The organism is Bradyrhizobium cajani, assembly GCF_009759665.1.
GTDB lineage: Bacteria > Pseudomonadota > Alphaproteobacteria > Rhizobiales > Xanthobacteraceae > Bradyrhizobium > Bradyrhizobium cajani.
Genome location: NZ_WQNE01000028.1, coordinates 35,980 through 58,601 on the forward strand (window position 1 = coordinate 35,980; position 22,622 = coordinate 58,601).

26 protein-coding genes are annotated in these 22,622 nt (G+C 65.3%); 12 read left to right on the forward strand and 14 right to left on the reverse strand.

The genetic code is table 11. The features are described from left to right. Positions 1-56: 56 nt before the first annotated feature. The 4 genes from cckA (at position 57) to GPL20_RS27820 (ending at position 5,705) form a co-directional block, all read left to right on the forward strand. Entirely contained in the window at positions 57-2,639 is a 2,583-nt protein-coding gene (cckA, locus tag GPL20_RS27805; protein ID WP_157333652.1) for a cell cycle histidine kinase CckA, read from the forward strand. Between the two features lie 330 nt (positions 2,640-2,969). Then, on the forward strand, positions 2,970-3,968 hold the full coding sequence (locus tag GPL20_RS27810) for a Tim44 domain-containing protein (RefSeq protein WP_157333654.1): 999 nt from the start codon (positions 2,970-2,972) through the stop codon (positions 3,966-3,968). 148 nt (positions 3,969-4,116) lie between these two features. Further along, a complete protein-coding gene (locus GPL20_RS27815) occupies positions 4,117-4,812 on the forward strand; it encodes a lectin (RefSeq protein WP_157333656.1) in 696 nt (231 codons plus the stop codon). A 185-nt stretch (positions 4,813-4,997) separates the two neighbouring features. Beyond that, a complete protein-coding gene (locus GPL20_RS27820) occupies positions 4,998-5,705 on the forward strand; it encodes a glutathione S-transferase (RefSeq protein WP_157333657.1) in 708 nt (235 codons plus the stop codon). Between the two features lie 53 nt (positions 5,706-5,758). Here the strand turns inward: GPL20_RS27820 and GPL20_RS27825 are convergent, their stop codons facing one another. The 3 genes from GPL20_RS27825 to GPL20_RS27835 all read right to left on the reverse strand — a co-directional run bounded on the left by GPL20_RS27825 (position 5,759) and on the right by GPL20_RS27835 (position 7,538). Continuing rightward, positions 5,759-6,433: a methyltransferase family protein gene (locus GPL20_RS27825; protein ID WP_157333659.1), complete on the reverse strand. Its 675-nt coding sequence runs from the start codon at positions 6,431-6,433 to the stop codon at positions 5,759-5,761. A 118-nt stretch (positions 6,434-6,551) separates the two neighbouring features. After that, the gene (locus GPL20_RS39010; protein ID WP_167533246.1) at positions 6,552-6,725 is read right to left on the reverse strand and encodes a hypothetical protein; all 174 of its coding nucleotides are present in this window, start codon (positions 6,723-6,725) and stop codon (positions 6,552-6,554) included. 339 nt (positions 6,726-7,064) lie between these two features. After that, the gene (locus GPL20_RS27835; RefSeq protein WP_157333663.1) at positions 7,065-7,538 is read right to left on the reverse strand and encodes a hypothetical protein; all 474 of its coding nucleotides are present in this window, start codon (positions 7,536-7,538) and stop codon (positions 7,065-7,067) included. Positions 7,539-7,741: 203 nt separating this feature from the next. Between GPL20_RS27835 and GPL20_RS27840 the strand changes: the two genes are divergently transcribed. Together GPL20_RS27840 and GPL20_RS27845 are read left to right on the forward strand one after the other, a co-directional pair. Then, positions 7,742-9,397: a fumarate hydratase gene (locus GPL20_RS27840; RefSeq protein WP_157333665.1), complete on the forward strand. Its 1,656-nt coding sequence runs from the start codon at positions 7,742-7,744 to the stop codon at positions 9,395-9,397. Between the two features lie 195 nt (positions 9,398-9,592). Continuing rightward, positions 9,593-10,387 (forward strand): hypothetical protein, encoded by a 795-nt coding sequence (locus GPL20_RS27845; protein WP_157333667.1) that lies wholly within the window; start codon positions 9,593-9,595, stop codon positions 10,385-10,387. Between the two features lie 15 nt (positions 10,388-10,402). Here the strand turns inward: GPL20_RS27845 and GPL20_RS27850 are convergent, their stop codons facing one another. The 6 genes from GPL20_RS27850 to GPL20_RS27875 all read right to left on the reverse strand — a co-directional run bounded on the left by GPL20_RS27850 (position 10,403) and on the right by GPL20_RS27875 (position 14,805). Then, on the reverse strand, positions 10,403-11,323 hold the full coding sequence (locus GPL20_RS27850) for an SH3 domain-containing protein (protein WP_254125954.1): 921 nt from the start codon (positions 11,321-11,323) through the stop codon (positions 10,403-10,405). Between the two features lie 16 nt (positions 11,324-11,339). Next, positions 11,340-11,636, reverse strand: a complete 297-nt coding sequence (locus tag GPL20_RS27855) for a hypothetical protein (protein WP_157333669.1) — start codon at positions 11,634-11,636, stop codon at positions 11,340-11,342. Positions 11,637-11,850: 214 nt separating this feature from the next. After that, positions 11,851-12,405, reverse strand: coding sequence for an inner membrane-spanning protein YciB (locus GPL20_RS27860; protein WP_157333671.1), 555 nt, complete (start codon positions 12,403-12,405; stop codon positions 11,851-11,853). Between the two features lie 14 nt (positions 12,406-12,419). Next, positions 12,420-12,995 (reverse strand): hypothetical protein, encoded by a 576-nt coding sequence (locus GPL20_RS27865; RefSeq protein WP_157333673.1) that lies wholly within the window; start codon positions 12,993-12,995, stop codon positions 12,420-12,422. 76 nt (positions 12,996-13,071) lie between these two features. Beyond that, entirely contained in the window at positions 13,072-13,335 is a 264-nt protein-coding gene (locus GPL20_RS27870) for a hypothetical protein (protein ID WP_157333675.1), read from the reverse strand. A gap of 72 nt (positions 13,336-13,407) precedes the next feature. Further along, positions 13,408-14,805, reverse strand: coding sequence for a carotenoid oxygenase family protein (locus GPL20_RS27875; protein ID WP_254125958.1), 1,398 nt, complete (start codon positions 14,803-14,805; stop codon positions 13,408-13,410). 106 nt (positions 14,806-14,911) lie between these two features. Between GPL20_RS27875 and GPL20_RS27880 the strand changes: the two genes are divergently transcribed. Beyond that, positions 14,912-15,649 carry a TetR/AcrR family transcriptional regulator gene (locus GPL20_RS27880; RefSeq protein WP_157333679.1) on the forward strand — a complete coding sequence of 246 codons (738 nt, stop codon included), beginning with the start codon at positions 14,912-14,914 and terminating at the stop codon, positions 15,647-15,649. Between the two features lie 116 nt (positions 15,650-15,765). Here GPL20_RS27880 and GPL20_RS27885 read toward each other — a convergent pair whose 3' ends face one another. Further along, positions 15,766-16,374 (reverse strand): hypothetical protein, encoded by a 609-nt coding sequence (locus tag GPL20_RS27885; RefSeq protein ID WP_167533254.1) that lies wholly within the window; start codon positions 16,372-16,374, stop codon positions 15,766-15,768. A 158-nt stretch (positions 16,375-16,532) separates the two neighbouring features. On the opposite strand from GPL20_RS27885, the gene GPL20_RS27890 reads away from it, so the two are divergent. Then, entirely contained in the window at positions 16,533-17,108 is a 576-nt protein-coding gene (locus GPL20_RS27890) for an SET domain-containing protein (RefSeq protein ID WP_157333683.1), read from the forward strand. A 156-nt stretch (positions 17,109-17,264) separates the two neighbouring features. Here the strand turns inward: GPL20_RS27890 and GPL20_RS27895 are convergent, their stop codons facing one another. After that, the gene (locus GPL20_RS27895; protein ID WP_157333685.1) at positions 17,265-17,663 is read right to left on the reverse strand and encodes a hypothetical protein; all 399 of its coding nucleotides are present in this window, start codon (positions 17,661-17,663) and stop codon (positions 17,265-17,267) included. Positions 17,664-17,699: 36 nt separating this feature from the next. Continuing rightward, positions 17,700-17,930: a hypothetical protein gene (locus tag GPL20_RS27900; RefSeq protein WP_157333687.1), complete on the reverse strand. Its 231-nt coding sequence runs from the start codon at positions 17,928-17,930 to the stop codon at positions 17,700-17,702. Positions 17,931-18,030: 100 nt separating this feature from the next. On the opposite strand from GPL20_RS27900, the gene GPL20_RS27905 reads away from it, so the two are divergent. Both GPL20_RS27905 and GPL20_RS27910 read left to right on the forward strand, forming a co-directional pair. Next, on the forward strand, positions 18,031-18,858 hold the full coding sequence (locus tag GPL20_RS27905) for a helix-turn-helix domain-containing protein (RefSeq protein ID WP_157333689.1): 828 nt from the start codon (positions 18,031-18,033) through the stop codon (positions 18,856-18,858). A 446-nt stretch (positions 18,859-19,304) separates the two neighbouring features. Then, positions 19,305-19,970, forward strand: a complete 666-nt coding sequence (locus tag GPL20_RS27910; RefSeq protein ID WP_157333691.1) for a DsbA family oxidoreductase — start codon at positions 19,305-19,307, stop codon at positions 19,968-19,970. A 5-nt stretch (positions 19,971-19,975) separates the two neighbouring features. On the opposite strand, the gene GPL20_RS27915 is transcribed toward GPL20_RS27910, so the two are convergent. Further along, positions 19,976-21,145 (reverse strand): GNAT family N-acetyltransferase, encoded by a 1,170-nt coding sequence (locus GPL20_RS27915; protein ID WP_254125952.1) that lies wholly within the window; start codon positions 21,143-21,145, stop codon positions 19,976-19,978. Positions 21,146-21,318: 173 nt separating this feature from the next. On the opposite strand from GPL20_RS27915, the gene GPL20_RS27920 reads away from it, so the two are divergent. Continuing rightward, positions 21,319-21,747: a YeeE/YedE family protein gene (locus GPL20_RS27920; RefSeq protein WP_157333693.1), complete on the forward strand. Its 429-nt coding sequence runs from the start codon at positions 21,319-21,321 to the stop codon at positions 21,745-21,747. A gap of 5 nt (positions 21,748-21,752) precedes the next feature. Continuing rightward, positions 21,753-22,220: a DUF6691 family protein gene (locus GPL20_RS27925; protein ID WP_157333695.1), complete on the forward strand. Its 468-nt coding sequence runs from the start codon at positions 21,753-21,755 to the stop codon at positions 22,218-22,220. A gap of 60 nt (positions 22,221-22,280) precedes the next feature. Here the strand turns inward: GPL20_RS27925 and GPL20_RS27930 are convergent, their stop codons facing one another. Further along, positions 22,281-22,607, reverse strand: a complete 327-nt coding sequence (locus GPL20_RS27930) for a hypothetical protein (protein ID WP_157333697.1) — start codon at positions 22,605-22,607, stop codon at positions 22,281-22,283. Positions 22,608-22,622: the final 15 nt, after the last annotated feature.

The following is a 22,622-nucleotide window of genomic DNA, read 5'->3' on the forward strand; positions in this document are numbered from 1 at the left end:
ACCCCACGCGCCCCGTAGCGCGTTGATTCTCTGCCGACAGGCTGCGCCAGCTTGAGATGACCGTCGAGACCGACCACGACCTCACACGCGAGCCCGTTACGGCGCACGAGCCGTCGCCGCGCTCGGGCAGTATCGCGCTGGTTCTGCTGGTGGCCGCCGGCCTCGTCGCCGTCGCCGTCGGGCTGATGACGCTCGGGCGCGCACAGGCGCAGCCCTATATCCTGGGCACCCTCGCCGTGCTGGCGATGGTCGGCCTGTTCAACCTGTTCGCCTTTGCCGCCGGCATCATCCGCTTCGCCGACCGCAATCTCGATGATCCCATCATCGCCCGTATCTCCGATCACGCTTTCGATGGGCTCGCGGTCACCGATCCGCGTGGCCACGTGGTCTATTCCAATGCCGCCTATCTGACCCTGACCGGCGCCTCCGGCCTGCAGGACGTGCGGCCCGTCGAGCGCGTCTTCATCGGCAATCCCGACGTCTCCGAAGCCGTGTTCCGCCTGCTCAAGGCCGCGCGTGAAGGCAAGCGGCAGCAGGAGGAGGTGCGCATCTCCGGCCAGGACGGCAGCCATGGCCGCTGGCTGCGCATGCGGGTGCGCCCGCTCGGTACCGGCAAGCGCGAGGCGAAATATGCCGTGTGGTCGATCGCCGACATCACGCGCGACCGCGAGCGCCAGGAGGACGTGTTCCAGGAGCTCCAGCACGCGATCGAATATCTCGACCACGCGCCTTGCGGCTTCTTCTCGGTCAACCCGGTCGGGGAGCTCGCTTATGTCAACGCGACGCTGGCGAACTGGCTCGATTACGACCTCGCCGAGATCGGCTCGGGCGGGTTGAAGCTCACTGACATCGTCTCCGGCGACGGCGCTTCGCTGCTCACCGCGATCGTGGCGGTGCCGGGCGAGGTGAAGACCGAGGTCTTCGACATCGACCTGCGCATGCGCACCGGCAAGACCATGCCGGTGCGGCTCTATCACAAGCTCGCCTTCGGAGCCGACGGCGCTCCGGGACCGTCGCGCACGCTCGTCATCAGCCGTGCCCGCGACGAGCGCAGCGATCCCGACCGCGCCGCCGAAGTGCGCTTCATGCGCTTCTTCGACCACACGCCGATGGCGATCGCGACCGTCGATCGCGGCGGCAACGTCGTGCGCGCCAATGCGCGCTACGCCAAGCTCGGACAGGCCCTGGGGCTCGACAGCGCCTCTAAGTCGATCTTCCGCGCGGTCAATTCGCGCGACCGGCACCTCCTGATCGCGGCCATCAACCAGGCAGCCGACGGCCAGGCCGACGTCGCGCCGGTCGAGGTCGCGCTGGAAGGCACCAAGGAGCGCTGGGGCCAGTTCTTCGTCACGCCGGTCGATGCGGCCGAGAACGAGGCGGAAGCGGCCATCGTGCACATGCTCGAGACCACCGAGCGGCGCGCGCTGGAGAACCAGATCAACCAGTCGCAGAAGATGGAGACGGTCGGCCAGCTCGCCGGCGGCATCGCCCACGACTTCAACAACGTGCTCTCCGCCATCATGATGGCGAACGACTTCCTGCTGAACGCGCACAAGCCGACCGATCCGTCGTTCCAGGACATCATGCAGATCAAGCAGAACGCGACGCGCGCCGCGACGCTGGTGCGGCAGCTGCTGGCGTTCTCGCGGCGGCAGACGCTGCGGCCGCAGGTGCTCGATCTCGGCGATGCGCTCTCCGATCTCACCATGCTGCTGCGCCGGCTGATCGGCGAGAAGGTCAAGCTGGACCTCATCCACGGCCGCGACCTCTGGCCGGTGAAGGTCGACGTCTCCCAGTTCGAGCAGGTGATCGTCAATCTCGCGGTGAATGCGCGCGACGCCATGCCCGACGGCGGCAAGCTGATCATCCGCACCGCCAATGTCAGCAGCGACGAAGCGGGCAAGCTCGCTTACAAGGGCATGCCGGCGGCCGAATATGTGCGGATCGAGGTCGCCGATACCGGCACCGGCATCCCTGCCGATATCCGCGACAAGATCTTCGAGCCGTTCTTCTCGACCAAGGAGGTCGGCAAGGGCACCGGCCTCGGACTGTCCACCGTCTACGGCATCGTCAAGCAGACCGGCGGCTTCATCTACGTCGATTCCGAGCCGGGGCAGGGCACCTCGTTCCACATCTTCCTCCCGCGCCACCATGCCGAGGTCGAAGCGCAGGTCGAGCAGCCTGCGGTGCCGGTCAGCCCAACGAATGGCGCCGCGAAGGATGCCGCGCCTGCGGCGGAGGCCAAGCCGCGCACCGATCTCACCGGGCAGGGCACCATCCTGCTGGTCGAAGACGAAGAGGGCCTGCGCGCGCTCAATGCGCGCGGCCTGCGCTCGCGCGGCTACACCGTGGTCGAGGCCGAGAACGGCGTCGAGGCGATGGAGATGCTGGAGGAGCAGGGCGGCGCGATCGATCTCGTCGTCTCCGACGTCGTGATGCCGGAGATGGACGGCCCGACGCTTCTGAAGGCGATGCGCGAGAAGAATCCCGACATCAAGTTCATCTTCGTCTCCGGCTACGCCGAGGACGCCTTCGAGAAGAGCCTCCCCGAAGGCCAGCAGTTCGACTTCCTGCCAAAGCCGTTCACGCTCAGCCAGCTCGTGGCGGCGGTGAAGGAGACGATGACGAAGGCGGGGTGAGGTTAGGGGCGGTGTGCTGTTCCTCCATTCTCCGTCATTGCGAGCGCAGCGAAGCAATCCAGAGGTTTCCCGCAGAAGCAGTCTGGATTGCTTCGTCGCAAGGGCTACTCGCAATGACGGTGGTGAGAGAGTGTGCCCCAATGACGAGGAAAAAGCGGAATTCCCGTCGTAAACCCGCCGGTAACCAGCAACCACGGCTCCCCCGCGCGTCCGGCCAAACCCCGGGCAAATATGGGCTTTTGCCACATCCCCGCGACTGAGGGCCGCAGCCAGAAGTCCCGAAACCGTCTTCACTTTTCGGGAAGTCTGCCCATCTTAGGGCACGTCCCCATGCCGGGGATTTGGGAAACGCACATGAATTTCTCGCAACGCTCTCGCAGTCTCTTCAAGACGATCGCCGTCGTGCTGGCGCTTGCGCTGCCGACCGCGCTCGCGATCTCGTCAGCCGACGCGCGCGTCGGCGGCGGCATGTCGTCGGGTTCACGCGGCTCGCGGACCTATTCGGCTCCGCCCTCGACCACGACCGCGCCGGGCTCGACCTCGCAGTTCAACCGCACCTACACCCAGCCGGGCGCGGGCATGAATTCGGCCGCGGCCGCGCCTGCGCGCGGCGGCCTGTTTGGCCGCGCCGGCGGCTTCATGGGCGGCTTGGCGGCCGGCTTCCTCGGCGCAGGCCTGCTCGGCATGCTGTTCGGCGGCGGCCTGTTCGGCGGTCTCGGTGGCCTGTCCTCGATCATTGGCCTGATCATCCAGATCGCGCTCGTGGTGCTGGTGGTGCGGCTGGCGATGTCGTGGTGGCAGCGCCGCCACACGCCGCAGGCGGCATACGCCAATGCCAGCGCTGACGCCGGTGCCGGTCCGGGACCGCAGACGAACTATCGCAGTGGCCTCGGTGGCGGCTTTGGCTTCGGCGCCAACAATGCGCCGCTCGAGATCAAGCCGGACGACTATGAGGCGTTCGAGCGTCTGCTCGGCGAGGTTCAGTCCGCGTGGTCGAACGAGGACGTGGCCAAGCTGCACACGCTCGCGACGCCGGAGATGGTCTCCTATTTCGAGCAGGACCTTGGCCAGAACCGTGCACGCAACGTCGTGAACAAGGTCACGAATGTGAAGCTGTTGCAGGGCGACCTCGCGGAAGCCTGGCGCGAAGGCGAGACCGAGTACGCCACGGTGGCGCTGCGCTTCGCGCTCACCGACAAGACGGTGGATCGCAACACCGGCACGGTCGTCGCCGGGAGCGAGCAGCCGGGTGAGGCAACTGAGATCTGGACCTTCGCCCGCCGCCCGGGCGGCAGCTGGGAACTGTCGGCGATCCAGCAGACCAACTGATCGCAGGCGACATGAGAAACCGGGGCGTCGTGCTTGTTGCACGGCGCCCTTTTCTTTTGGGGGCGTCTCGCATCGCGGCATCGGAATAAGCGGGCGCGCGTCGGGTTGAAATCAGGCGGCCAACGACAAACACAACTGGGAGGACAGGATGATCCGCATCGAGAGATCCGTAACGGTTCCAGGCCTCGCGCTCGCCATGGCTGGATTTGGAATGGCCTTGCTTGCGGCACCATCGGCGCAAGCGCAGTCGGCCGACATGACGTTCTTCGTGACCTCCAGCGGCCCTGGCAAGGGCGCCGATCTCGGCGGCCTGGAGGGTGCCGATGCGCAATGCCAGAAGCTTGCGCAAGCCGGCGGTGCCGGTGCCAAGACCTGGCGCGCCTATCTCTCGACGCAGGCCGCCGACGGCAAGCCGGCCGTCAATGCCCGAGACCGCATCGGCAAGGGACCGTGGCAGAACGCCAAGGGCGCGGTGATCGCCAAGGACGTCGCCGACCTGCACGGCGCGTCCAACAATCTCACCAAGCAGACCGCGCTCAGCGAAAAGGGCGAGGGGGTCAATGGTGCCGGCGACCAGCCGAACCGGCATGACATCCTCACGGGATCGCAACCGGACGGCACCGCGTTTGCCGGTCCGGACGATCGCACCTGCAAGAACTGGACGTCGAGCACGCAGGGCGCCGCGATGGTCGGCCATTTCGATCGCCGGGGTCTGCGCGACGACGAGCCGTCGAAATCCTGGAACAGCTCTCACCCCTCGCGCGGTCCGGACGGCGGCTGCTCGCAGGCGGATCTGAAGAGCACCGGCGGCGACGGCCTGCTCTATTGTTTCGCGGCGAATTGAGACTGAGCTCTCTCCACGCGTCATTGCGAGCGAAGCGAAGCAATCCAGAGTCTTTCCGCGGCGGCAGTCTGGATTGCTTCGCTTCGCTCGCAATGACGTTGTGACACGGTTCCGTCTCGCTCTGACGGAACTTTCGGCCGCGTGTTACATTGGTCGCCTCGCTCCCACGCTCACGGACCTCTCCCATGAAATACGAGCTCTATTACTGGCCCGAGATCCAGGGGCGTGGCGAATATGTGCGGCTGGCGCTCGAGGAGGCGGGAGCGGCCTACGTCGACGTCGCGCGCGGTCCGCGCGGCACCAGCGCGATGATGAAGATGATGGACGGGCACAAGGGCACACCGCCCTTTGCGCCCCCGTTCCTGAAAGCCGGCAAGCTCGTCATCGGCCAGACCGCGAACATCCTGCTCTTTCTTGGCGCCCGCCACGCTCTCGCGCCGAAGACCGAAGGCGGCAGGCTCTGGGTGCATCAGCTTCAGCTCACGATCACCGACCTCGTCGTCGAGATCCACGACACCCATCATCCGCTCGGCCCCTCGCTCTATTATGAGGATCAGAAGCCGCCGGCGAAGAAGCGCACGGCCGACTTCTGGAGCGAACGCGTGCCGAAATATCTCGGCTATTTCGAGCAGATTCTCGCCGACAGTGGCGGCACCTATGTCACCGGTCGCAGACTGACTTACGTCGATCTCTCGCTATTCCAGATCGTCGACGGACTGCGTTATGCTTTCCCCAAGCGCATGAAGGCGTTCGAGACGGACATCCCGAGCCTTGTCGGCCTGCATGAGCGCATCGCCGCGCGGCCGAACATCAAGGCCTATCTGGCGAGCGAGCGTCGCATTCCCTTCAACGAGCAGGGCATCTTCCGCCGCTATCGCGAGTTGGATGGCTAAAGCGTTTTCCGCGAGGCGTGTCGCCGCATTGTTCGGGAGCGTGAAGCGCGCGCTCACCAGACGCCCGGCAGCAGACGGTAGCGCACCCGCGCCGCATAGTCGGCATAGCCCGGCAGGCCCTCGCGCAGCGTGCGCTCCTCGATGCCGATGCGGACCGCGAACAGGACGAGGAACAGCGGCACCATCGCCAGTCCCCACCATGAGCCCAGCAGCAAAGGCACGCCGGTAAAGAACAGGATCATCCCGCTATACATGGGATGGCGGACATGCGCGTAGGGTCCCGTCGAGATCACGTGCTGCGCGCGCTCGGCTTGCAGCTTCACCACCGGCGCGGCGAACGAGTTCTCGCGGAAGACCCACATCGTGAACAGTGTCGAGGCCAGGAACAGCACGAGACCGAGCGCCTGCAACCCAGCCGGGATGTCGGAGGCTTGAAGGCGCCGGTCGATGCCTATCAGCGCCAGCCAGGCCAGCATGGCGACGATGAAGACGGTCATGAACAGTTTGTCCGCGGCGGGCTGATCCCGTTGCAGGACCGGCCGCAGACGCTCGGCGAGCAGCGCCGGATCGATCCGGTAGAGCCACCAGCCGCAGAGCGGTCCGAGCAGGGCGGATGTGACGAGGAGCACCCAGGCCGACGGCCAGTGCAGTGTTCCGGCGGACGCGAACAGCAGCGCGCCCATTCCGACGACGAAGATCGTGTTCTGCAACAGCAGTCTTGCGATCATGCGCAGAGTTCCGGCTCAACTGCCGCACGATCGTGGTCCCGCTATCCGGCAAAGATGCGGCCGGACGCGCAAAAAGCCCGATCGACCGGATCGGGCGTTTCATCCTGCCGCGGCCTGATCAGGCGAGCTGATCGATCCGCGTGCCCTGTCCCGGCGGCAGCGGCGCGGGCGGCTGCGGCTTATAGGTCGGGTCGGTATCGGTGGTCTTGGTCTGATCGTCCTGCTGCTTGGTCGTGTCGTAGTTCGGTACCACGATCGCGATCGGCGGCGGCGCAACGGTAGAAACCTTCATCCGCAAATCCTCACACATGGAAACAATTGAGCCTGCCCCGCAAGGAGCGAAATTTCCTTCAAGGCAATCGTTAAAATGCGAGGGATCGGGTGCGGTGTGGGTGCTGTTCTCGTGCCTCATCGCAGCGTGTCGGAGAGATGACGAGACCTCTCCTCGTCATTGCGAGGAGCCCTTGCGACGAAGCAATCCAGTCTGTCTCCGCGGAGGGATTCTGGATTGCTTCGCGGAGCCTGTCATCGGGCCGCGCTTCGCGCGGACCCGGTGGCTCGCAATGACGGAATATGTGGCCGCTGCGTCGCAGAACATCCGCGTCAGCAGCAAGAGCGAGATGCGCCCCGTCTACTCGTCCTTGCCGCGCGTGATCGCGATGGATGCGTCCGTCTTGGTGCGCGTGCATTCCATGTTGAGGCGGCGGTAGCGCATGCTGATCTTGTCGCCGCGCAACAGTCCCATCCGCTTCAGGCAGCGTGTGGCGCCCGTCGTGGTGTCGTCCTTGGTCACGGTGAAGACGATCGCCGCCATCGACCCGACCAGTGCAAAGAACTCCGGCGAGGGCTTGCGATCGCCCTTGGCATAGAGCTCGATGGAATATTTGTCGCCACGGCAACCCACGGACAATTCCTTGGCTGCCGGGTGCGTCAGGTACACGACGTTGGCGGCCCGGAAATTCACTTTGAGGCGGTCGACCTGGTTCGCCAGCTCCTTGGCGCTGTCATCGCAGCGATCGGCGCGGGCGGGCGAGGCGAGGGTCACAAGGCCGGTGATGGCGGCGGCGACCAGGATCGCGCCGCGGACGTTCAAGTTCAATGTCATGATAAAAAGCCCCTTATGGGGGCGCATTGAAGCGTCGGTGGGGGCGTAGCGCAAGGGCGGCCGCCGGCATTTCCACGTGCTCTGCCAATGCCCGAACGCGGGCTCCTATGCGCATCGCTCCCTTTCTTTTCCCCCAAAAATACGCTTAGAACGGTTCTATGCTGAGAGGCCCGCGAGGGCTCCAAAACCCCGAGATTCGCCCCATGAACGCTCCCACCGCCTTTCCCGACCCGTCAAAACCCGTTCCGCCTTACAAGCACACCCCGCTGTTCCCGCTGGGCAAGGACGAGACGCCTTACAAGAAGATTTCGTCCGACGGCGTCCGGGTCGAGAAGGTCCTGGGGAAGGACATGCTGGTGGTGTCGCGCGAGGCGCTGCGGGCGCTGTCGGAGGCGGCGTTCGGCGACATCAACCATTATCTGCGCCCGGGCCACCTGAAGCAGCTCCGCGCGATCCTCGAGGACGGCGAGGCGAGCCCCAACGACAAGTTCGTCGCGCTTGATTTCCTCAAGAACGCCAACATCGCCGCTGGCGGCGTGCTGCCGATGTGCCAGGACACCGGCACCGCGATCATCATGGGCAAGAAGGGCTGCAACATCATCACCGACGGCGACGACGAGGCCGCGCTGTCTGAAGGCGCGCGCGATGCTTACCTGCGCCGCAATTTGCGCTACTCGCAGGTTGCACCGCTGTCGATGTACGAGGAGAAGAACACCGCCAACAACATGCCGGCGCAGTGCGAGATCTACGCCGAGGGCGACGACGCCTACAAGTTCATGTTCATGGCGAAGGGCGGCGGCAGCGCCAACAAGAGCTTCCTGTTCCAGGCCACGCCCTCGGTGCTGACCAAGGACCGGCTGCTCGCGTTCCTCAAGGAGAAGATCCTGACGCTGGGCACGGCGGCGTGCCCGCCCTATCACCTCGCCATCGTGATCGGCGGCACCTCGGCCGAGCTCTGCATGAAGACGGTCAAGCTCGCTTCGGCCCGCTATCTCGATGCGCTGCCGACCCACGGCTCGCCCGACGGCAACGCCTTCCGCGACGTCGAGATGGAGAAGGAAATCCACAAGATGACGCAAAGCCTGGGCGTGGGCGCGCAGTTCGGCGGAAAGTATTTCTGCCACGACGTGCGCGTGATCCGCATGCCGCGTCACGGTGCTTCTCTTCCGATCGGACTTGGCGTGTCGTGCTCGGCCGATCGCCAGGTGCTCGGCAAGATCACCAAAGACGGCGTCTATCTCGAAGAGCTCGAGCACAACCCGGCGCAATACCTGCCGCAGGTCGAGCAGTCGCTCGGCGGCGAGGTCGTCAAGATCGATCTCAACCAGCCGATGAAGGATATCCTGGCGACGTTCTCGAAGTATCCGATCAAGACGCGGGTCTCGATGACGGGCACCATGATCGTCGCGCGCGACTCCGCGCATGCGAAGCTGCGCGAGCGCCTGGAGAAGGGCGAGCCGCTGCCGGACTACTTCAAGAACCATCCGGTCTACTACGCCGGCCCCGCCAAGACGCCCGAAGGCTACGCTTCCGGCGCGTTCGGACCGACCACGGCGGGCCGCATGGATTCCTTCGTCGACCAGTTCCAGGCCGCCGGCGGCTCGATGGTGATGGTGGCCAAGGGCAACCGGGCGCCTGCCGTGCGCGAGGCCTGCAAGAAGTATGGCGGCTTCTATCTCGGCTCGATCGGCGGCGCCGCGGCGAACCTCGCCGAGCACTGCATCAAGAAGGTCGAGGTGCTCGAATATCCCGAGCTCGGCATGGAAGCGATCTGGCGCATCGAGGTCGTCGACTTCCCGGCGTTCATCATCATCGACGACAAGGGCAACGACTTCTTCAAGGAGTTGAACCTGGGCTAGGCCCTCCGCCGGTTCCGGCAAGGGCGAGCTACAGCGGTTGGCAGGGCATATCCGGCCCGGCGCCGTCCTGGCGTCGGGTAGGACGCAATGACGCGCGGCGGTTCGAGCCGATTGCTGCCTTGGGTTGCGCTGACTTTACCGAACGTTAACCAGCTCGGGTGCTCCTATTGCATGTAAGCAAAAGCGGAGCAACCGATGCGTGTAGGTGCGGCGGCCTTTGTTCAATCCGAGCTCATTGCGCTCCAGATATTGTCGAGTTCATCGGGCGGTGCCCGGTCGGAGACGTCGGCTGGCTCGTCGCGCGCAGCCTCCGCCTCTGACGGTTTTGCCGCATCGGGCGCAACCGGCGGGGCGAGCGCCCTGCTGACCTATTCAGCGTCGGGCGCGCTGCCGGATGGCGGCAACGCGATCGCCGCCATCAAGGCGATGGCCAAATCGAGCATCTTCCAGAATGCGGCCCAGGGCCATGCGGACGATCAGGTTCGCGCACTCGTTCGTGACGGCAAGCTCGCTGAGCTTCCCGCACTCGACGAGGCGCAATATGCGAGCCTCAGCAAGAGCGAGCAGAACATCTACGGCGTGGTTCGCACCTTGCAGGGCCTGTACGACGCAATGCCCAAGACGATCGAACAGGCGCTGTCGGATCGCGTCAAGTTCGTGATCGACACCTATCCGGAGTCCATTGCGCGCATGCAGGACCAGCTTTCAACGGTCAGTCCGGCGGAGGCAGAGCTCATCAAGAAAAACATTGTCGGGTACCAGGATGAGCTCAAGGCAGCCCAGGAGGGCCGCATGCAGATCCATGCGGTGAAGGACTCCAGCCTGGTGACGGCAACGGAAGAGTTCAGCGCCAGCGGCGGCGAGTTCGGCTGGAGTGGCAGAGGCGTGTCGGTGCACGCCGACATTCCGGCGTTGCAGAATGCTTACGGCACCAAGAACGTTCTGCCCGGCGACAGTCCGTATTTCGGGACCTATGTGATCACCTGGTGATGCGGCCGCACCGCCTCAGCTGCAATTCGTGACCTGGTTGGAGCACAGCGCGCGCCACCAGCCGCGGACGCCGTCATGGCTCTCGACGAGGCCCCAATATCCGCTGCAGGCGAGAAGGCGCTTCGGCCCGCCGTCGGCGTCGATCGGGCCGCCGAGCTCGCGCTGCGCCGGCATCCATCTGGCATCGACGAAGGGCGCCTGGAACAACCCGCCTGCGCGTGCGTAGCCATTGGCGTAGTTCGCGCCGACCTTGTTGGCCGCGACCCAGCCGCGCCCGGCAAAGGGCTTTGGCGCATTGCGCGGATATCTCTTCTCGTCCTCGTAGTCCTTGCCCGGCGGCTTGACGCCTTCGATCAGAAACCAGCCGTCCTTGAAGCCGATGATGCGGAATTCGGTGAGCCAGCCGCCGTCGGGCGTGTTCTCGGCGCCGCCGAGCTTGAGCCGATAGGGCGGCGGCAGGGTGCCGAGCACGCGCGCCTTCACCGAGGGCTCGGCGCGCACATTGAGTCCGTTCGGATCCTTGTCGATGGACCAGGCGCCGAGATCGCAGGGCTCGGTGCCCTCGGGCAGCGTCGCGCGCCTGGCGGCGAGATCGGCGTGCAGCTTTGCGAAATCGGTGTCGTCGTTGTTCGGATCGGGATCGGTGCGCGGCTTCAACTCCGCCGATACGGCGCGCGTTGCATCCGGCGTCAGCGTGAGCACAAGGGCCTGACGCGCCGCGAACACGCTTGCCGGAGTCTTCGGATCGTTCGATGTCGCCGGATAGACGGCAAGATAGCCCGTCGAACCATCGGTTCGATAAGCGGTGCCGGCGACATAGCCCGCCGGCACCAGGGCGAGCGCGCTTGCTCGCCACGCCGGTTCGATGTCATCCGCGCGCGTCGCTTGCGTCGCGACACACAGGATCGTTGCCGCGATGAGACGGAGTGTGCGCACGGTTCGCAGTGCGGCCTTACGCCCGCGCGCCCGTGAACGGGAAGCTGCCCATCGGGCCGATGCCCATCTCGCCGCTGATGCTGTCGCCGGCGACGGTGCCGGTGAATTCGAGCGTGAGCGGCATCGGGTTGGTGATCGAGACCTTCCAGGAGACGTTGTCGCCGGAGACGGTGCCGTCGAAAATCTCGGCGGTATTACCTTCCGCACCCTGCGTGCCCGTGAGCGCGCCGTCGGCAGCCTTGAGGCTCAGCGTCGCCTGGCGCTCGCCCATCGGCGTCGTCATGGTCAGATTCCAGTTGCCGTCTACGGCCATTCCCGTCTCCCGAACAAAATCCCGGCGGGCCGCGACGATCCGCGGCCAGTCCTGTGGCGAGCCTATAACCCAACTCGGCGCGCCTGCCTAACCCTGCATTGGAGGCATGGAAACATGATCCGGACCCGGAGGGCCGCGTTAGCGCAAAGTGTGTCGCGGTTTTCCGAAAAAGTTCATGCTCAATCAGCAACGTAAAGCGCGGTCACATCGCGCTTTAGGCGCGGGCGGCAGCGCGCATGCGGCTGCCGACGAGAAGGCGGAAGGCAACGTACTGAATGGCAAATGCGGCGATCTTCGCGCCGACCAGGACCACCGAAATATAGAAGGCCCACAGCTTCATGTCTCCGGTCATGGCGACGGCGACGGTCCCCGCGGCGAGCACGAACATCAGCGCGGCCCAGGCATAGCCCGCGACGGTGACGTATTCCGGAATCGTTTCGGTCACGACCGGCGGCAGATATCGCAGCATCCAGCCGCGCTTGAGCATGATGAAGCCGATCGCGACATGTCCGATCGCCGGCTTTGCCAGCACGAAGCGCGGGTCGTGGGTGAGCAGCGTCGCGCCGCCGAGCACGATGACGAGGCCGAGGCTTGCCCAGGTCATGTAGCCCAGGGGATGGCCCTTGATCCGTGCCCAGACCACCTGGCCGATGGCGCCGAGGATGGCGACTGCGGTCGCGAGGATGACGTTGTCGGTCGCGAGGTAGATCACCAGGAAGACGATGGTGGAGAGGAAGTCGGAGACGAGCCGGCGGAATACGTCTTTCATCGTCTGTCCTGTCTTCAATGTGGGTGGGGCAGTGCGTCGGCCGGCGTACCGTACTTGATCTGGCGATACTCGGGGTACCACTTTGTGAAGTAAAGCGCGCTGTTGCGGGCGGCGAAGGCGACGGCAAGGCTCGACCACAGCGGCAGGCCGGGGATGTAGAGCAGCACGAGATTGGCCGCCGCCATCAACAGCGCGGCCGCGGTCCAGGCTCCGGTGATGATGTAGTTCGCATGGAGGAAACCGGGCATCGCCGCGGTCTCGGCCGGGACCGATTCAAGCGCATATTGCAGCGTGAAGGGATGGCGGACCAGCATCGAGCCGAGCGAGATGACGAAGATGCCGATATCGACCGACAGCTTGACGCCGAGCGTGCCCAGCGCCGGGGCGGCCAGTGCGAGATAAAGACCGATCGCGGCGAACACGATCGCCGATCCCACGGCCAAGATCTTCACCGAGCGGCCGCGCACGACATCGAGCGCGACGGTGGAAAGGCAGATCGCGGAGGCCGCGAACACGCTGATAGTGGCCGACGTCACCAGCATCAGGAACGTGTAGACGCCGTAGGGGGCAAGGATCAGGAAAAGCGTCATGGGCCGCCTCGGTCAGGCCAATCTTTACGATGTAAAGATCGGTAGTCCAGTCGCGATGCCGGGTCAAGCGAAATCTTTACAGTGTCAAAATGATGTAGGCGGCCTGCAAAAGCTGAATTGCAGCAGTCGCCTGCTCGGATGCTTCTTCGGCGATTTCGGCCCAGGGCAGGCGGGAGAGAATCGGCAGCGTGCAGGCGATCAGAAAGCCGGCGAATAGCAGGATGCCGCCGTTGAAGATGGGCTGCCCGCTCTGCCGCAGTTGGATCACCCGCGGTGTAAGCGCGGCGCAGGTCAGGGCGAGGACGGCGAGGCAGTCCGCGGTGATCGAGGGCATGTGCATGAGAGACCTCTCTGGTGAGATTGCCGATGTCATTCCCGAGCGCGACTTCGTCGCGGCCTGGAATGACGGCAGCTACGCCGCCCCCACCCAATTGCCGTGAAAGCCATCCGGCACGCGATGGCCGAGTTGCACCAGCGCGACGGGCCCTGCCTCGACATCGGTGGCGTTGAACACGGCGAGGTCGCTGCGGTTCTCCCGCGCGCGCCAGACCACGGCGAGCAGCCAGCCGTCGCCTTCAGGCGCATCCTTGGATCGTTCGACGAACACGGGCTCGGAGATGGTGTCGCCGGTCGGCAGCAGGTAATGACCGAGCCTCCGGCCGTTGCCGTCGACATGGACGATGCCCGACAGCGCGCCGAACATCGGCAGCCTCGGATTGGCGCAGGCGTACCAGCCGTGGCGGCTCTTCAGCCCGGCACGGCGATCGTCGATGCGGGGGAATTCGCCGGTGAGATCGTCGAGATAAGTCTGCTGGAAGCGGTCGGTATTACCCGAGAGATCGAACGTCCAGCGGCAGTGGCGGGCGCGCGACTTCTCCGGATCCGTCGGCCGTCCGTCCGGATGCGGAAACAGCGGCGCTTCCTCGAACTGCATGACGTCGGCGATGATGCGGTTGCCATCCTCCCACGCATTCATGACGTGGAAGACGTAGCAGGCCTCTGCACGGAACCAGACGATGTCCTTGGCGGTGCCGTTGCGCTTCATCACGCCGACATAGGCGCCCTTGTCCGGCTCCCAGGCATAGGGCGGCTTGCCGCTCATCGCGCGCTCCATGCTGCCGGTGATCGGCAGGATCGGAAACAGCACGTGGTTCTCGGTGACGATGAAATCGTGCACCATGCTGGCATAGGGCGCCTCGAAGCGTTCGAAGCGCGTCGCCTTGCCGGAGGCATCGATCGAGCCGTAGGAGAGGGCGGGCGTCAGCGGTCCTGCGGCGTTGTAGCCGAAGAAGACGAGCTCGCCGGTCGCGGGATCGATCTTCGGATGCGCGGTGAAGCTCCCGGCGATGCGGCCCTGATAGTTGTGGTAGCCGCGCGTCGCGAGCGTGCCAGGCTCGATCTCGGTCGGCAGGTGCGCTTCCTCCAGCGCGAGCAGCTTGCCGGCATGGAAGATGATGTTGGTGTTGGCGACGCCACCGTCGGTGAGATCAGCCGGTGCATCCGGCAGCTTGCGGCCGAAGCCGCCGAACAAGGCGCGGCCGGCATCGTGCTCGGCGAGCCATTTCGGTGTGCGGACCCAGCGGTTGCGGTAGCTGGCGCGGCCGTTCTCGATATGGAAAGCGTGCAGCATGCCGTCGCCGACGAACCAGTGCGCGCCGGGAGCTTCGAACTGCGGATTGGGGCCGTTGCGGTAGAGCGTGCCGTTCAGCTCGCGCGGCAGTTCGCCGATGACCCTGAGGAACGGCGCGTCGGCCTCGAACGGGATCGGCGCGATGTTGTTGCGGCGCTCGGCGATGGCGTCATGCTGCACGGCCATTCTCCCTATCTTTACAGCGTAAAGATCAAATAAGGCCAATCGCGCCGTCAGTCAAGCGAAATCTTTACACTGTCAATATTGCGTCATATAGCTTGGGTCCATGGGCAAGAGCGAAACAAAGACCGAAGCGGTGCGTCTTGCGCGCACTCCGAAAAAGACCTCAACGGCAGCGAGCGAGCAGACCCGCTCCGCGCGTCGCCCGGCGACCGCGAAAGCCGAGGCACCCTATCATCACGGTGCGCTGCGCGAGGCGCTGCTCGAAGCCGCCGAGCGGGTGCTGGAGCGCGACGGGCTTGCCGGCCTGACGTTGCGCGCGGTGGCCCGCGAAGCGGGGGTATCCCACGCGGCGCCGACGCATCATTTCGGCGATCTCACCGGTCTGCTCAGCGAGCTCGCGGCGGTCGGCTTCCGACAGTTCAACGCCGCGATGGCCTCGGCCAGCGATGCCGCCACCACGCCGCTCGCCTGTGCGATGGCGCGGCCCAAAGCCTATGTCGCCTATGCGCAGGCCCATCCCGGCATGTACGGCATCATGTTCCGTACCGAGCGGCTGGATTATTCCAGACCCTCGCTGCACGAGGCGGCCGAAGCCTCCTTCGCCGGACTTGCCAATGCCATCGGCGCGATGCGGCAGGAGCAGATCAGCAGCGACGCGCTGACGCTCGACCAGGCCGCCGCGATCGCGCGCGCCTGGTCAATGGTGCATGGCTTCACCACGCTTCTGCTCGACGGACGGCTCGAGGACATCCTGGAGCGGCTGCCCGAGGGGACGACGGCCGAACGGCTGTTCGAGGCGATGCTGACGGCGCCCATCACGGGGAAGCTGCCGGGCCACTGATCAGCCGGGAAAGGGCTAAAGCGCGATGAGATTGGGATGAATCGTCATCGCGCTTTAGGTTGTTGTTTGAGCATGATCTTTTCGGAAAACCGCTTCGCACTTTTCCGGATCTTGCTTTAGCGCATCGTCGCAAGCTCGACCGCGCGGCCGCGGGCGCCGATGATCTTCACCTCATCCTTGCCGCAACTGAAGCTGCTGGCGAACTCGTCCGCCGCCTTGCGCGCGAGGTCATTGGCGTTCGGATTGGCGACGGCGTCGACATAGGCGACGTGGCAGACCGGTCCCGGCGGCAGTCGCGTCACGACCAGCATGGCCTTGGTGTTCGGCCGTCCCTGCTTGTCGAGGTCGGAGCCGTCGGCGATGTGCCAGCGCTGGATGATCGCAAACGGCCGTGTGCCCGCGGCGCGCCATTCGACCGTGGTCTCGGACGAGTTGAACGGGGCGAACCAGACCTTTGCCGCCGGTTCCTCTTCCGCAACCTTGCGATTGCGGCCGACCGAGACGATTTCGCGAAGATCGTCCTCGGCAATCAGCACCATGAGGCCATTCTTGCCAGGACAGATGCGCGTCGTGCTGCCGTCGAGCTCGCTGGGCTTGCCGATCCGGCGGCAATCCCTGGCAGCGGTCGAGGTGTAGGTGCTGCCCATCGATTGGGCGCCGACGCGATGAAGACCGGTGCACAGGAGCAATGCAGCCAGGGACAGGGTTGCGATACGGATCACCATCGGTGCTGGATGCAACGGAACCTGCTCCATCAGACGCCTTGATTGTGGGCAAGGTTCAAACAGTCTCGCCAGACACCTGACAGCGGCGCGGAATCGTTCTAGAAGAGCGGCTTCGCTTTAAGCCGCTCCGGCCTCGTTCGCGTCCTCGTTTTCTGATCATGCCAGCCACATCCTCGCACAAACCCTATCGCGTCGGCCGTTCCAAGACCGGGCTCGGCCTCTTCGCCACCAAGCCGATCAAGAAGGGCACCCGGATCATCCGTTATTTCGGACCGATCCTGGACTCGCGGATTCCGGAACATGACGAGATCGAGAACAAGTATCTGTTCGAGCTCAATGGCCGCTGGACGATCGACGGCTCGGTGCGCAAGAACCTCGCTCGCTACATCAACCATTCCTGCCGGCCCAACGCCGAGTCCGACGTTCGGCCGCGCGAGCGCAAGGTCTTCATTCGCGCCATCAGGAACATCGAGCCGGGCGACGAGATCAACTACGACTACGGCACCGACTATTTCAAAGCCTATCTGAAGCCGATCGGCTGCAAATGCGCCTCCTGCGAGAAGAAGCGCAAGAAGTTGCGCGCCGAGGCGAGGGCCGAACGCGCCAAGGTGAAGGAGCGCGCCGAGCGCAAGGCCGAGAAGGCGGGCGCCAAGACTCCGAAGAACAAGGCGGCCAAAACGAAGAAACTCAACGGCCACGCCCTCGGCAAGACCAACGGCCGGGCGCGGGCTTAGCACCAGGTCGAGCGTCCAACTCCGCTGTCATGCCCCGGCTTGACCGGGGCATCCAGTACGCCGCAGCCTGTCCGCATACGTCTACGGCCTCTGGAATGCTGGGTCGCCCGGTCAAGCCGGGCGACGACTGAGGGTGGTGAGGGGACGAGTGCAGCCTTACGCCGCCACCGCGCTCCCGCTCTTCCGCAACCCCACATATTGCAGCTCGGCGAACACGCCGGTGGCGATTGCTTGCGCCACGACCATCAGCTCGCCCGCGAGGTTCGGCGACACCGCGCCTGAAAGCAGCAGTGCGATGCTGCCGACCGTCCAGGCCGCATTGCCGACGACGACGAGCAGGACGAGCGGCTTCGGCATGGCGGCGCGCGAGGCGAGCCAGCCGACCAGTGCGGTGTAGGCGATCAGGAACAGGCCGGTTTCGCGCAGCAGTGCTTCGGGCAGGTCGAACAGCGAGGCGAACGCGCCGGCGCCGAGGGTGAAGCCGAGTGCGGCAACGCCGCTGAAGATGGCGTCGGCGAAGAGCGCGCGGCGCAGGAAGGTGGATGCTTCGATCATCGTGGTCTCCATGGTTGGGGTAGGCTCGGGTGAAACTCAGTGCCGTCCGCGCCACCAGGCGCGGAGCAGACGGGCGAGGCGGAACGGGCAGAGGCTCCTGCCGACGCCGTGCTCGAAGGCGATGACCTGCGCGACGACATAGTCGCCGGTCGAATGAACCAGCGGCTCCGGCATGTTGAGGCTGCGCGCCAGCATCCGGGTTGCGAACGCCATGGCCCAGGGCACGAGGTGGTCTGCGATGGTCCGGTAGAGCAGCAGCGCGATCATGGTCATCTCCTGTTGGATCAAAGATGAGCCGGCGCGAGGGCGAATTCGATTACCTCGCGGGTAATGGAAGCGACGAAATCCGCATGCTAGATTTTCGATCATGAACGCACATGCATCCACGGCACATGCCGAACGCAGCCAGCCGGTTCATGTCGGCGACCATTTGCGCGAATGGCGGCAGCGCCGCCGCATGAGCCAGCTCGATCTGGCGGGCGAGGCGGAGATCTCCGCGCGCCATCTGAGCTTCGTCGAGACCGGCCGCGCCGCGCCCTCGCGCGACATGGTGCTGAGGCTTGCCGAGCGTCTCGACGTGCCCTTGCGCGAACGCAACGTGCTGCTGGTCGCGGCCGGCTATGCCCCCGCGTTCCCGCAGCGCCCGCTGGAGGATCCCGCCTTGAAGTCAGCCCGCCAGGCGATCGATCTCGTGCTCAAGGCACACGAGCCCAATCCTGCGCTCGCGGTGGATAGGCATTGGAACCTGGTCTCCGCCAACCGCATGGTGGCGCCGCTGCTCGACGGCATCCCGCAGCGGCTGCTCGGCCAACCCTTCAACGTGCTGCGGCTCGCCTTTCATCCCGAGGCGCTGGCGCCGCGCACTGTCAATCTCGCGGAATGGTGCGGGCATCTGCTGGAGCGGCTGCACCGGCAATGTGAGGCGACGGCCGATCCCGAGCTGATCAAGCTCTACAACGATCTCAAGAGCTATCCCATTCCGGCCCGGTCGGCGCCGCTGTCGAGCGACAATGTCGCAATCCCTTTCAAGCTGCGCCACGGGGGCGAGATATTGAGCTTCTTCTCCACCACCATGGTGTTCGGCACGCCCGTCGACATCACCCTGTCGGAGCTGGCGCTGGAAACCTTCTTCCCGGCGGATGAGCGCACTGCCGAGCGGCTGAGGCAGATGCATCGCGCGGCCGGCGGAGCCTGAAATGAATGTGATCGCGTTGGATGCTTCCGCGTGGAAGACGATCGATGACTTCTACGATGCGCTCCTGTTGGCATAAGGGGCGCCTGATTGGCATGGTCGCAGCGCGGCGTGGCTCTCGTTGATACAATGCTGCACAGTGACGTGAACAAGTTCGTTCCACCCTATCGAGTTGAGGTCCGAAACGCAGCGAACCTGCCCTCCGAGGTGTCACATTGTCGATCTGATGGATCTTTTTCGCAGAGTGCGGGCTCGCCGACGCGATCGCGGCGAGGATGTGGACGTAAGCATTGTGCTGGCCTGATGCCTCGCGGGCCAAAGCGGCATTCTCGGCCAGACGACCGCCAAATGATCTCCAAGGAGCCTCCAAGTGACCGGCAGGTGACCGCGCCTTGCGCTACCTGCGGTTCGGCTTATGTTGGGACGATAGAGCAAGCCCAGGAGGCCCCATGAGCACGCTGAAACCGCTCCAGATCGACGTCGTCTCCGACGTGGTGTGCCCGTGGTGCTATATTGGCAAGCACCGGATCGAGAGCGCGCTCGCACTCGTGCCCGATGTTCCGGTCAAGCTCAATTTCCGTCCCTTCTTCCTCAATCCCTGGGTGCCGCGCGAGGGCATCAGCCGCGAGGACTATCTCACCACCAAGTTCGGCTCGGTCGAGGCCTACAAGGGCATTGCCGGCCGCGTCGTCGCCGCGGCAAGCGAAGAGGGGCTCATCTACCGGCCCGAGCTGGTGGCGCGTCAGCCCAACACGACCGACTGCCACCGCCTGATCCTCTGGGCCGAGGCGATCGGCAAGGCGCCCGAGATGAAGCAGCGCCTGATGGAGCTCTACTTCCGCGACGGCGGCGATCTCACCGACGTCAACGTGCTGGTGCAGGCGGCCGCCGATGTCGGCCTCGATGCCGAGGACGTGCGCAGGCGCCTCGCCACCGACGAGGACGTCGCGCGCGTTTCGGCCGACGCGCAGGAGGCCGCCGAGAAGGGCATCTCCGGCGTGCCGACTTACGTGTTCGCGCAGAAATACGCCGTCTCCGGCGCGCAGGATCCGAACCTGCTCGCCCGCGCGATCCGCCAGGTCTCCGAGGAGATCAACGCACAGGCGGCGGAGTAGCTAGCTCATTTACGGAGGAGGCGCACTGCACGGCGCGCCGCCGCGTAAGCGGCGCCGTGCGCCGCGAGCGCTCCGTGAATGAGAGCCACGACCGGATCGTTCCGCCGCAGCGGAATCAGCACGTCACCGATCGCGAAACGCCCGCGCCAGATCGGGTTGATCATGGGGTGATCGGCGCCGGCCGTGGAATCCGCGCTGGCGATGGCGGGATCGGCGCAGAGATGGCGGGTGAGCTCGAGCGTGAGCTGCACGCCCGGCGAATATTTCGCAAAGCGCTCGTCGATGCCGAGCTTGAAGAAGAAGGCGCGGTCCTGATGGCGCAACACGATGCCGGCCGCCACCGGCGTCGCGCCGGCGCGCAGGGTGACGATCTCGCATTGCGCGGTTTCCGACAGCGCCGGCACCGCCCGGCGGATGAAGGTCGCATCGCCCGCATGCTGGACCAGCGCGGTACCGCGCTTGCCCTTCCAGCCGCTGGCTTCGAGCTGCAAGAATGTTTCGAGCGCGGGCCCGATCTCGTCGGGCCTGCGCGCGACGTCGAACGCGACGGGGCCGTGCTCTTCGAGGCGATGACGCAGGCGGCGCAGTTCCTTGAGCTTCTTGGCGCCGAGCGCCTCGCGTAACAGCGTCTCGCCATCCTGTGTCGCATCGAGGCTGGCGCGGATGTAGGACGAGAGGACGCGCGGCTTCAGGCCGTCGCGGCCCAGAACCTGCGTCAGCGAATTCATCGCCGCGCCGTCGAGCGCGACATCGTTCAGCACGAGCGCATGTGCTCCGGCCTCGCGCGCCTGCTGCAACAGACGTGTGGTCGCCTCGATCGGAGCGTCGCGGTCGATCAACGGGCTGCACAGCGTGCCATAGGGATGCGCGCTCACCAGTGCGGGCAGGGGGATCTTCCATGCGCGCCAGAGCGAGGTCACCGGCATCAGCCCGATCAGCCGCGTCGAAGATCCGTCGAACGCGGCAAGCGCCGAGGCATCCGTGCGGCCGCGCGCGGATGCGCTGACGGCGAGCTCCCAGCCAGGCAGGTAATAGCCGTTCGGCTCGATCGCGCGCTGAGCGAGCGCACGCCATTGGCCGGGCTCGACCGACGTGAGCGGGACGAGCGCGCGCGCCGTCGCGGCATCTCTTGCAGATGCAGGATTGATCGCTGCCTGATGCGCGATGTCGACCACGTCCCGTCGTCCCCATTCAGGAGGCCCATGCTTAGCGCAAAGATTGGAAAATACCGTTGGGACGCCGCGTCAATTCGAGTGGTAATATTAACGTCTCGTTGAGCATCCGGATCGGCCGGCTGCCGCTTCCATCGATGGATGCGCAAGGATTGCACTGGACCTGGAGAATCACAATGATCGCCACAGCATTCACGCCAACGGCCTCGCTCCTGGGTGGAGCGCTGATCGGATTGGCCGCCGTTCTGCTGATGTGGGCGACGGGACGGATCGCCGGCGTCAGCGGCATCGCGGCGCGGCTGTTTCCGCCCTACGAGGACCGCGAGTTCGCCGGCCGGCTTGCCTTCGTCGCGGGTCTCGTTGCCGCGCCCGTACTGGTGCGGCTCGTCACCGGAGGCCTGCCGGTACAGACGATCGAGGCCGGGACGGCCGTCTTGATTGTCGGCGGATTGCTGACCGGTTTCGGCTCGGTGTGGGGCAGTGGCTGCACCTCCGGCCATGGCGTCTGCGGCCTGTCGCGGCTCTCGGTGCGCTCGCTGGTGGCAACCATCACCTTCATGGCGGCCGGCATGGCGACGGTCTTCGTGATGCGGCACTGGAGCTGATTGCGATGGCCATCCTCATCCAATTCGCGATCGGCCTGATCTTCGGTGTCGGCCTCATCGTGTCCGGCATGTCGGACCCGGCCAAGGTTCTGAACTTCCTCGACGTCGGCGGCATCCCGGCAGGGACGTGGGATGCGAGCCTGGCCTTCGTGATGGCCGGTGCGGTGGCAGTGACCTTCATCGGCTTCAACCGCGTCCTGAGGCGCGGACGTCCGTTCTTCGCCGACCGATTTTATCTTCCCACGCGTAACGACATCGATCTCAGGATCGTCGCAGGTCCCGCGATCTTCGGCATCGGCTGGGGTCTGGTGGGCTTCTGTCCGGGGCCGGCGCTGACCGCGATCGGCTTTGGCTCTGTGTCGGCTGTGATCTTCGTCGCCGCGATGTTTGCCGGCATGGTGCTGGCGCGCTTCGTCGCCCACCTGCCGTCGCTGACCCGCTTCGTCACGCCTGCCGATCCGCTCGAAACCTGACGTGAACAGGACCGGGCGAGTCGTCGCTCGTCCGGTCCCGTTCATTAATGGCTGTAACGATTACCAGCGGTCGTCGCCGATACCCACGCTGACGCCGGGCGCGCGGATGCCGACGCCGGCGCGCGGACCATCGTCCCAGCTCCGATAGGTGCGACGCTCGTAATAGCGATCGCGCGGCATGGTCGCATAGGAGTCGCGCACGATCACGCGCGAGCCGCCGCGGGTGCGATAGCAATTGCCGGCATCATCGCAGACGAGCCGGACCTCCTGAATGAGATCGGGGCTCGCATATTCGCTGGTGGTGTAGATATCCGCAGCCTTGGCGCCGGTTGCCGCGGCCAGTGCGCCGACGCCTGCCAACAGCGCAATCGTGAATGTCTTCATCATGTCCTCCTCGAAGCT

Bases quoted from the DNA above. Each gene is read 5' to 3' on its own strand.
- GPL20_RS27905 (WP_157333689.1), top strand. From the start codon at position 18,031: ATGAACGCACATGCATCCACGGCACATGCCGAACGCAGCCAGCCGGTT.
- GPL20_RS27835 (WP_157333663.1), bottom strand. From the start codon at position 7,538: ATGACATTGAACTTGAACGTCCGCGGCGCGATCCTGGTCGCCGCCGCC.
- GPL20_RS27925 (WP_157333695.1), top strand. From the start codon at position 21,753: ATGGCCATCCTCATCCAATTCGCGATCGGCCTGATCTTCGGTGTCGGC.
- GPL20_RS27810 (WP_157333654.1), top strand. From the start codon at position 2,970: ATGCCGGGGATTTGGGAAACGCACATGAATTTCTCGCAACGCTCTCGC.
- GPL20_RS27860 (WP_157333671.1), bottom strand. From the start codon at position 12,405: ATGAAAGACGTATTCCGCCGGCTCGTCTCCGACTTCCTCTCCACCATC.
- GPL20_RS27855 (WP_157333669.1), bottom strand. From the start codon at position 11,636: ATGGCCGTAGACGGCAACTGGAATCTGACCATGACGACGCCGATGGGC.
- GPL20_RS27920 (WP_157333693.1), top strand. From the start codon at position 21,319: ATGATCGCCACAGCATTCACGCCAACGGCCTCGCTCCTGGGTGGAGCG.
- GPL20_RS27910 (WP_157333691.1), top strand. From the start codon at position 19,305: ATGAGCACGCTGAAACCGCTCCAGATCGACGTCGTCTCCGACGTGGTG.
- GPL20_RS27825 (WP_157333659.1), bottom strand. From the start codon at position 6,433: ATGATCGCAAGACTGCTGTTGCAGAACACGATCTTCGTCGTCGGAATG.
- GPL20_RS27900 (WP_157333687.1), bottom strand. From the start codon at position 17,930: ATGATCGCGCTGCTGCTCTACCGGACCATCGCAGACCACCTCGTGCCC.
- GPL20_RS27845 (WP_157333667.1), top strand. From the start codon at position 9,593: ATGCGTGTAGGTGCGGCGGCCTTTGTTCAATCCGAGCTCATTGCGCTC.
- GPL20_RS27880 (WP_157333679.1), top strand. From the start codon at position 14,912: ATGGGCAAGAGCGAAACAAAGACCGAAGCGGTGCGTCTTGCGCGCACT.
- GPL20_RS27865 (WP_157333673.1), bottom strand. From the start codon at position 12,995: ATGACGCTTTTCCTGATCCTTGCCCCCTACGGCGTCTACACGTTCCTG.
- GPL20_RS27885 (WP_167533254.1), bottom strand. From the start codon at position 16,374: ATGGTGATCCGTATCGCAACCCTGTCCCTGGCTGCATTGCTCCTGTGC.
- cckA (WP_157333652.1), top strand. From the start codon at position 57: ATGACCGTCGAGACCGACCACGACCTCACACGCGAGCCCGTTACGGCG.
- GPL20_RS27815 (WP_157333656.1), top strand. From the start codon at position 4,117: ATGATCCGCATCGAGAGATCCGTAACGGTTCCAGGCCTCGCGCTCGCC.
- GPL20_RS27840 (WP_157333665.1), top strand. From the start codon at position 7,742: ATGAACGCTCCCACCGCCTTTCCCGACCCGTCAAAACCCGTTCCGCCT.
- GPL20_RS27820 (WP_157333657.1), top strand. From the start codon at position 4,998: ATGAAATACGAGCTCTATTACTGGCCCGAGATCCAGGGGCGTGGCGAA.
- GPL20_RS27895 (WP_157333685.1), bottom strand. From the start codon at position 17,663: ATGATCGAAGCATCCACCTTCCTGCGCCGCGCGCTCTTCGCCGACGCC.
- GPL20_RS27890 (WP_157333683.1), top strand. From the start codon at position 16,533: ATGCCAGCCACATCCTCGCACAAACCCTATCGCGTCGGCCGTTCCAAG.
- GPL20_RS27870 (WP_157333675.1), bottom strand. From the start codon at position 13,335: ATGCACATGCCCTCGATCACCGCGGACTGCCTCGCCGTCCTCGCCCTG.
- GPL20_RS27930 (WP_157333697.1), bottom strand. From the start codon at position 22,607: ATGATGAAGACATTCACGATTGCGCTGTTGGCAGGCGTCGGCGCACTG.
- GPL20_RS39010 (WP_167533246.1), bottom strand. From the start codon at position 6,725: ATGAAGGTTTCTACCGTTGCGCCGCCGCCGATCGCGATCGTGGTACCG.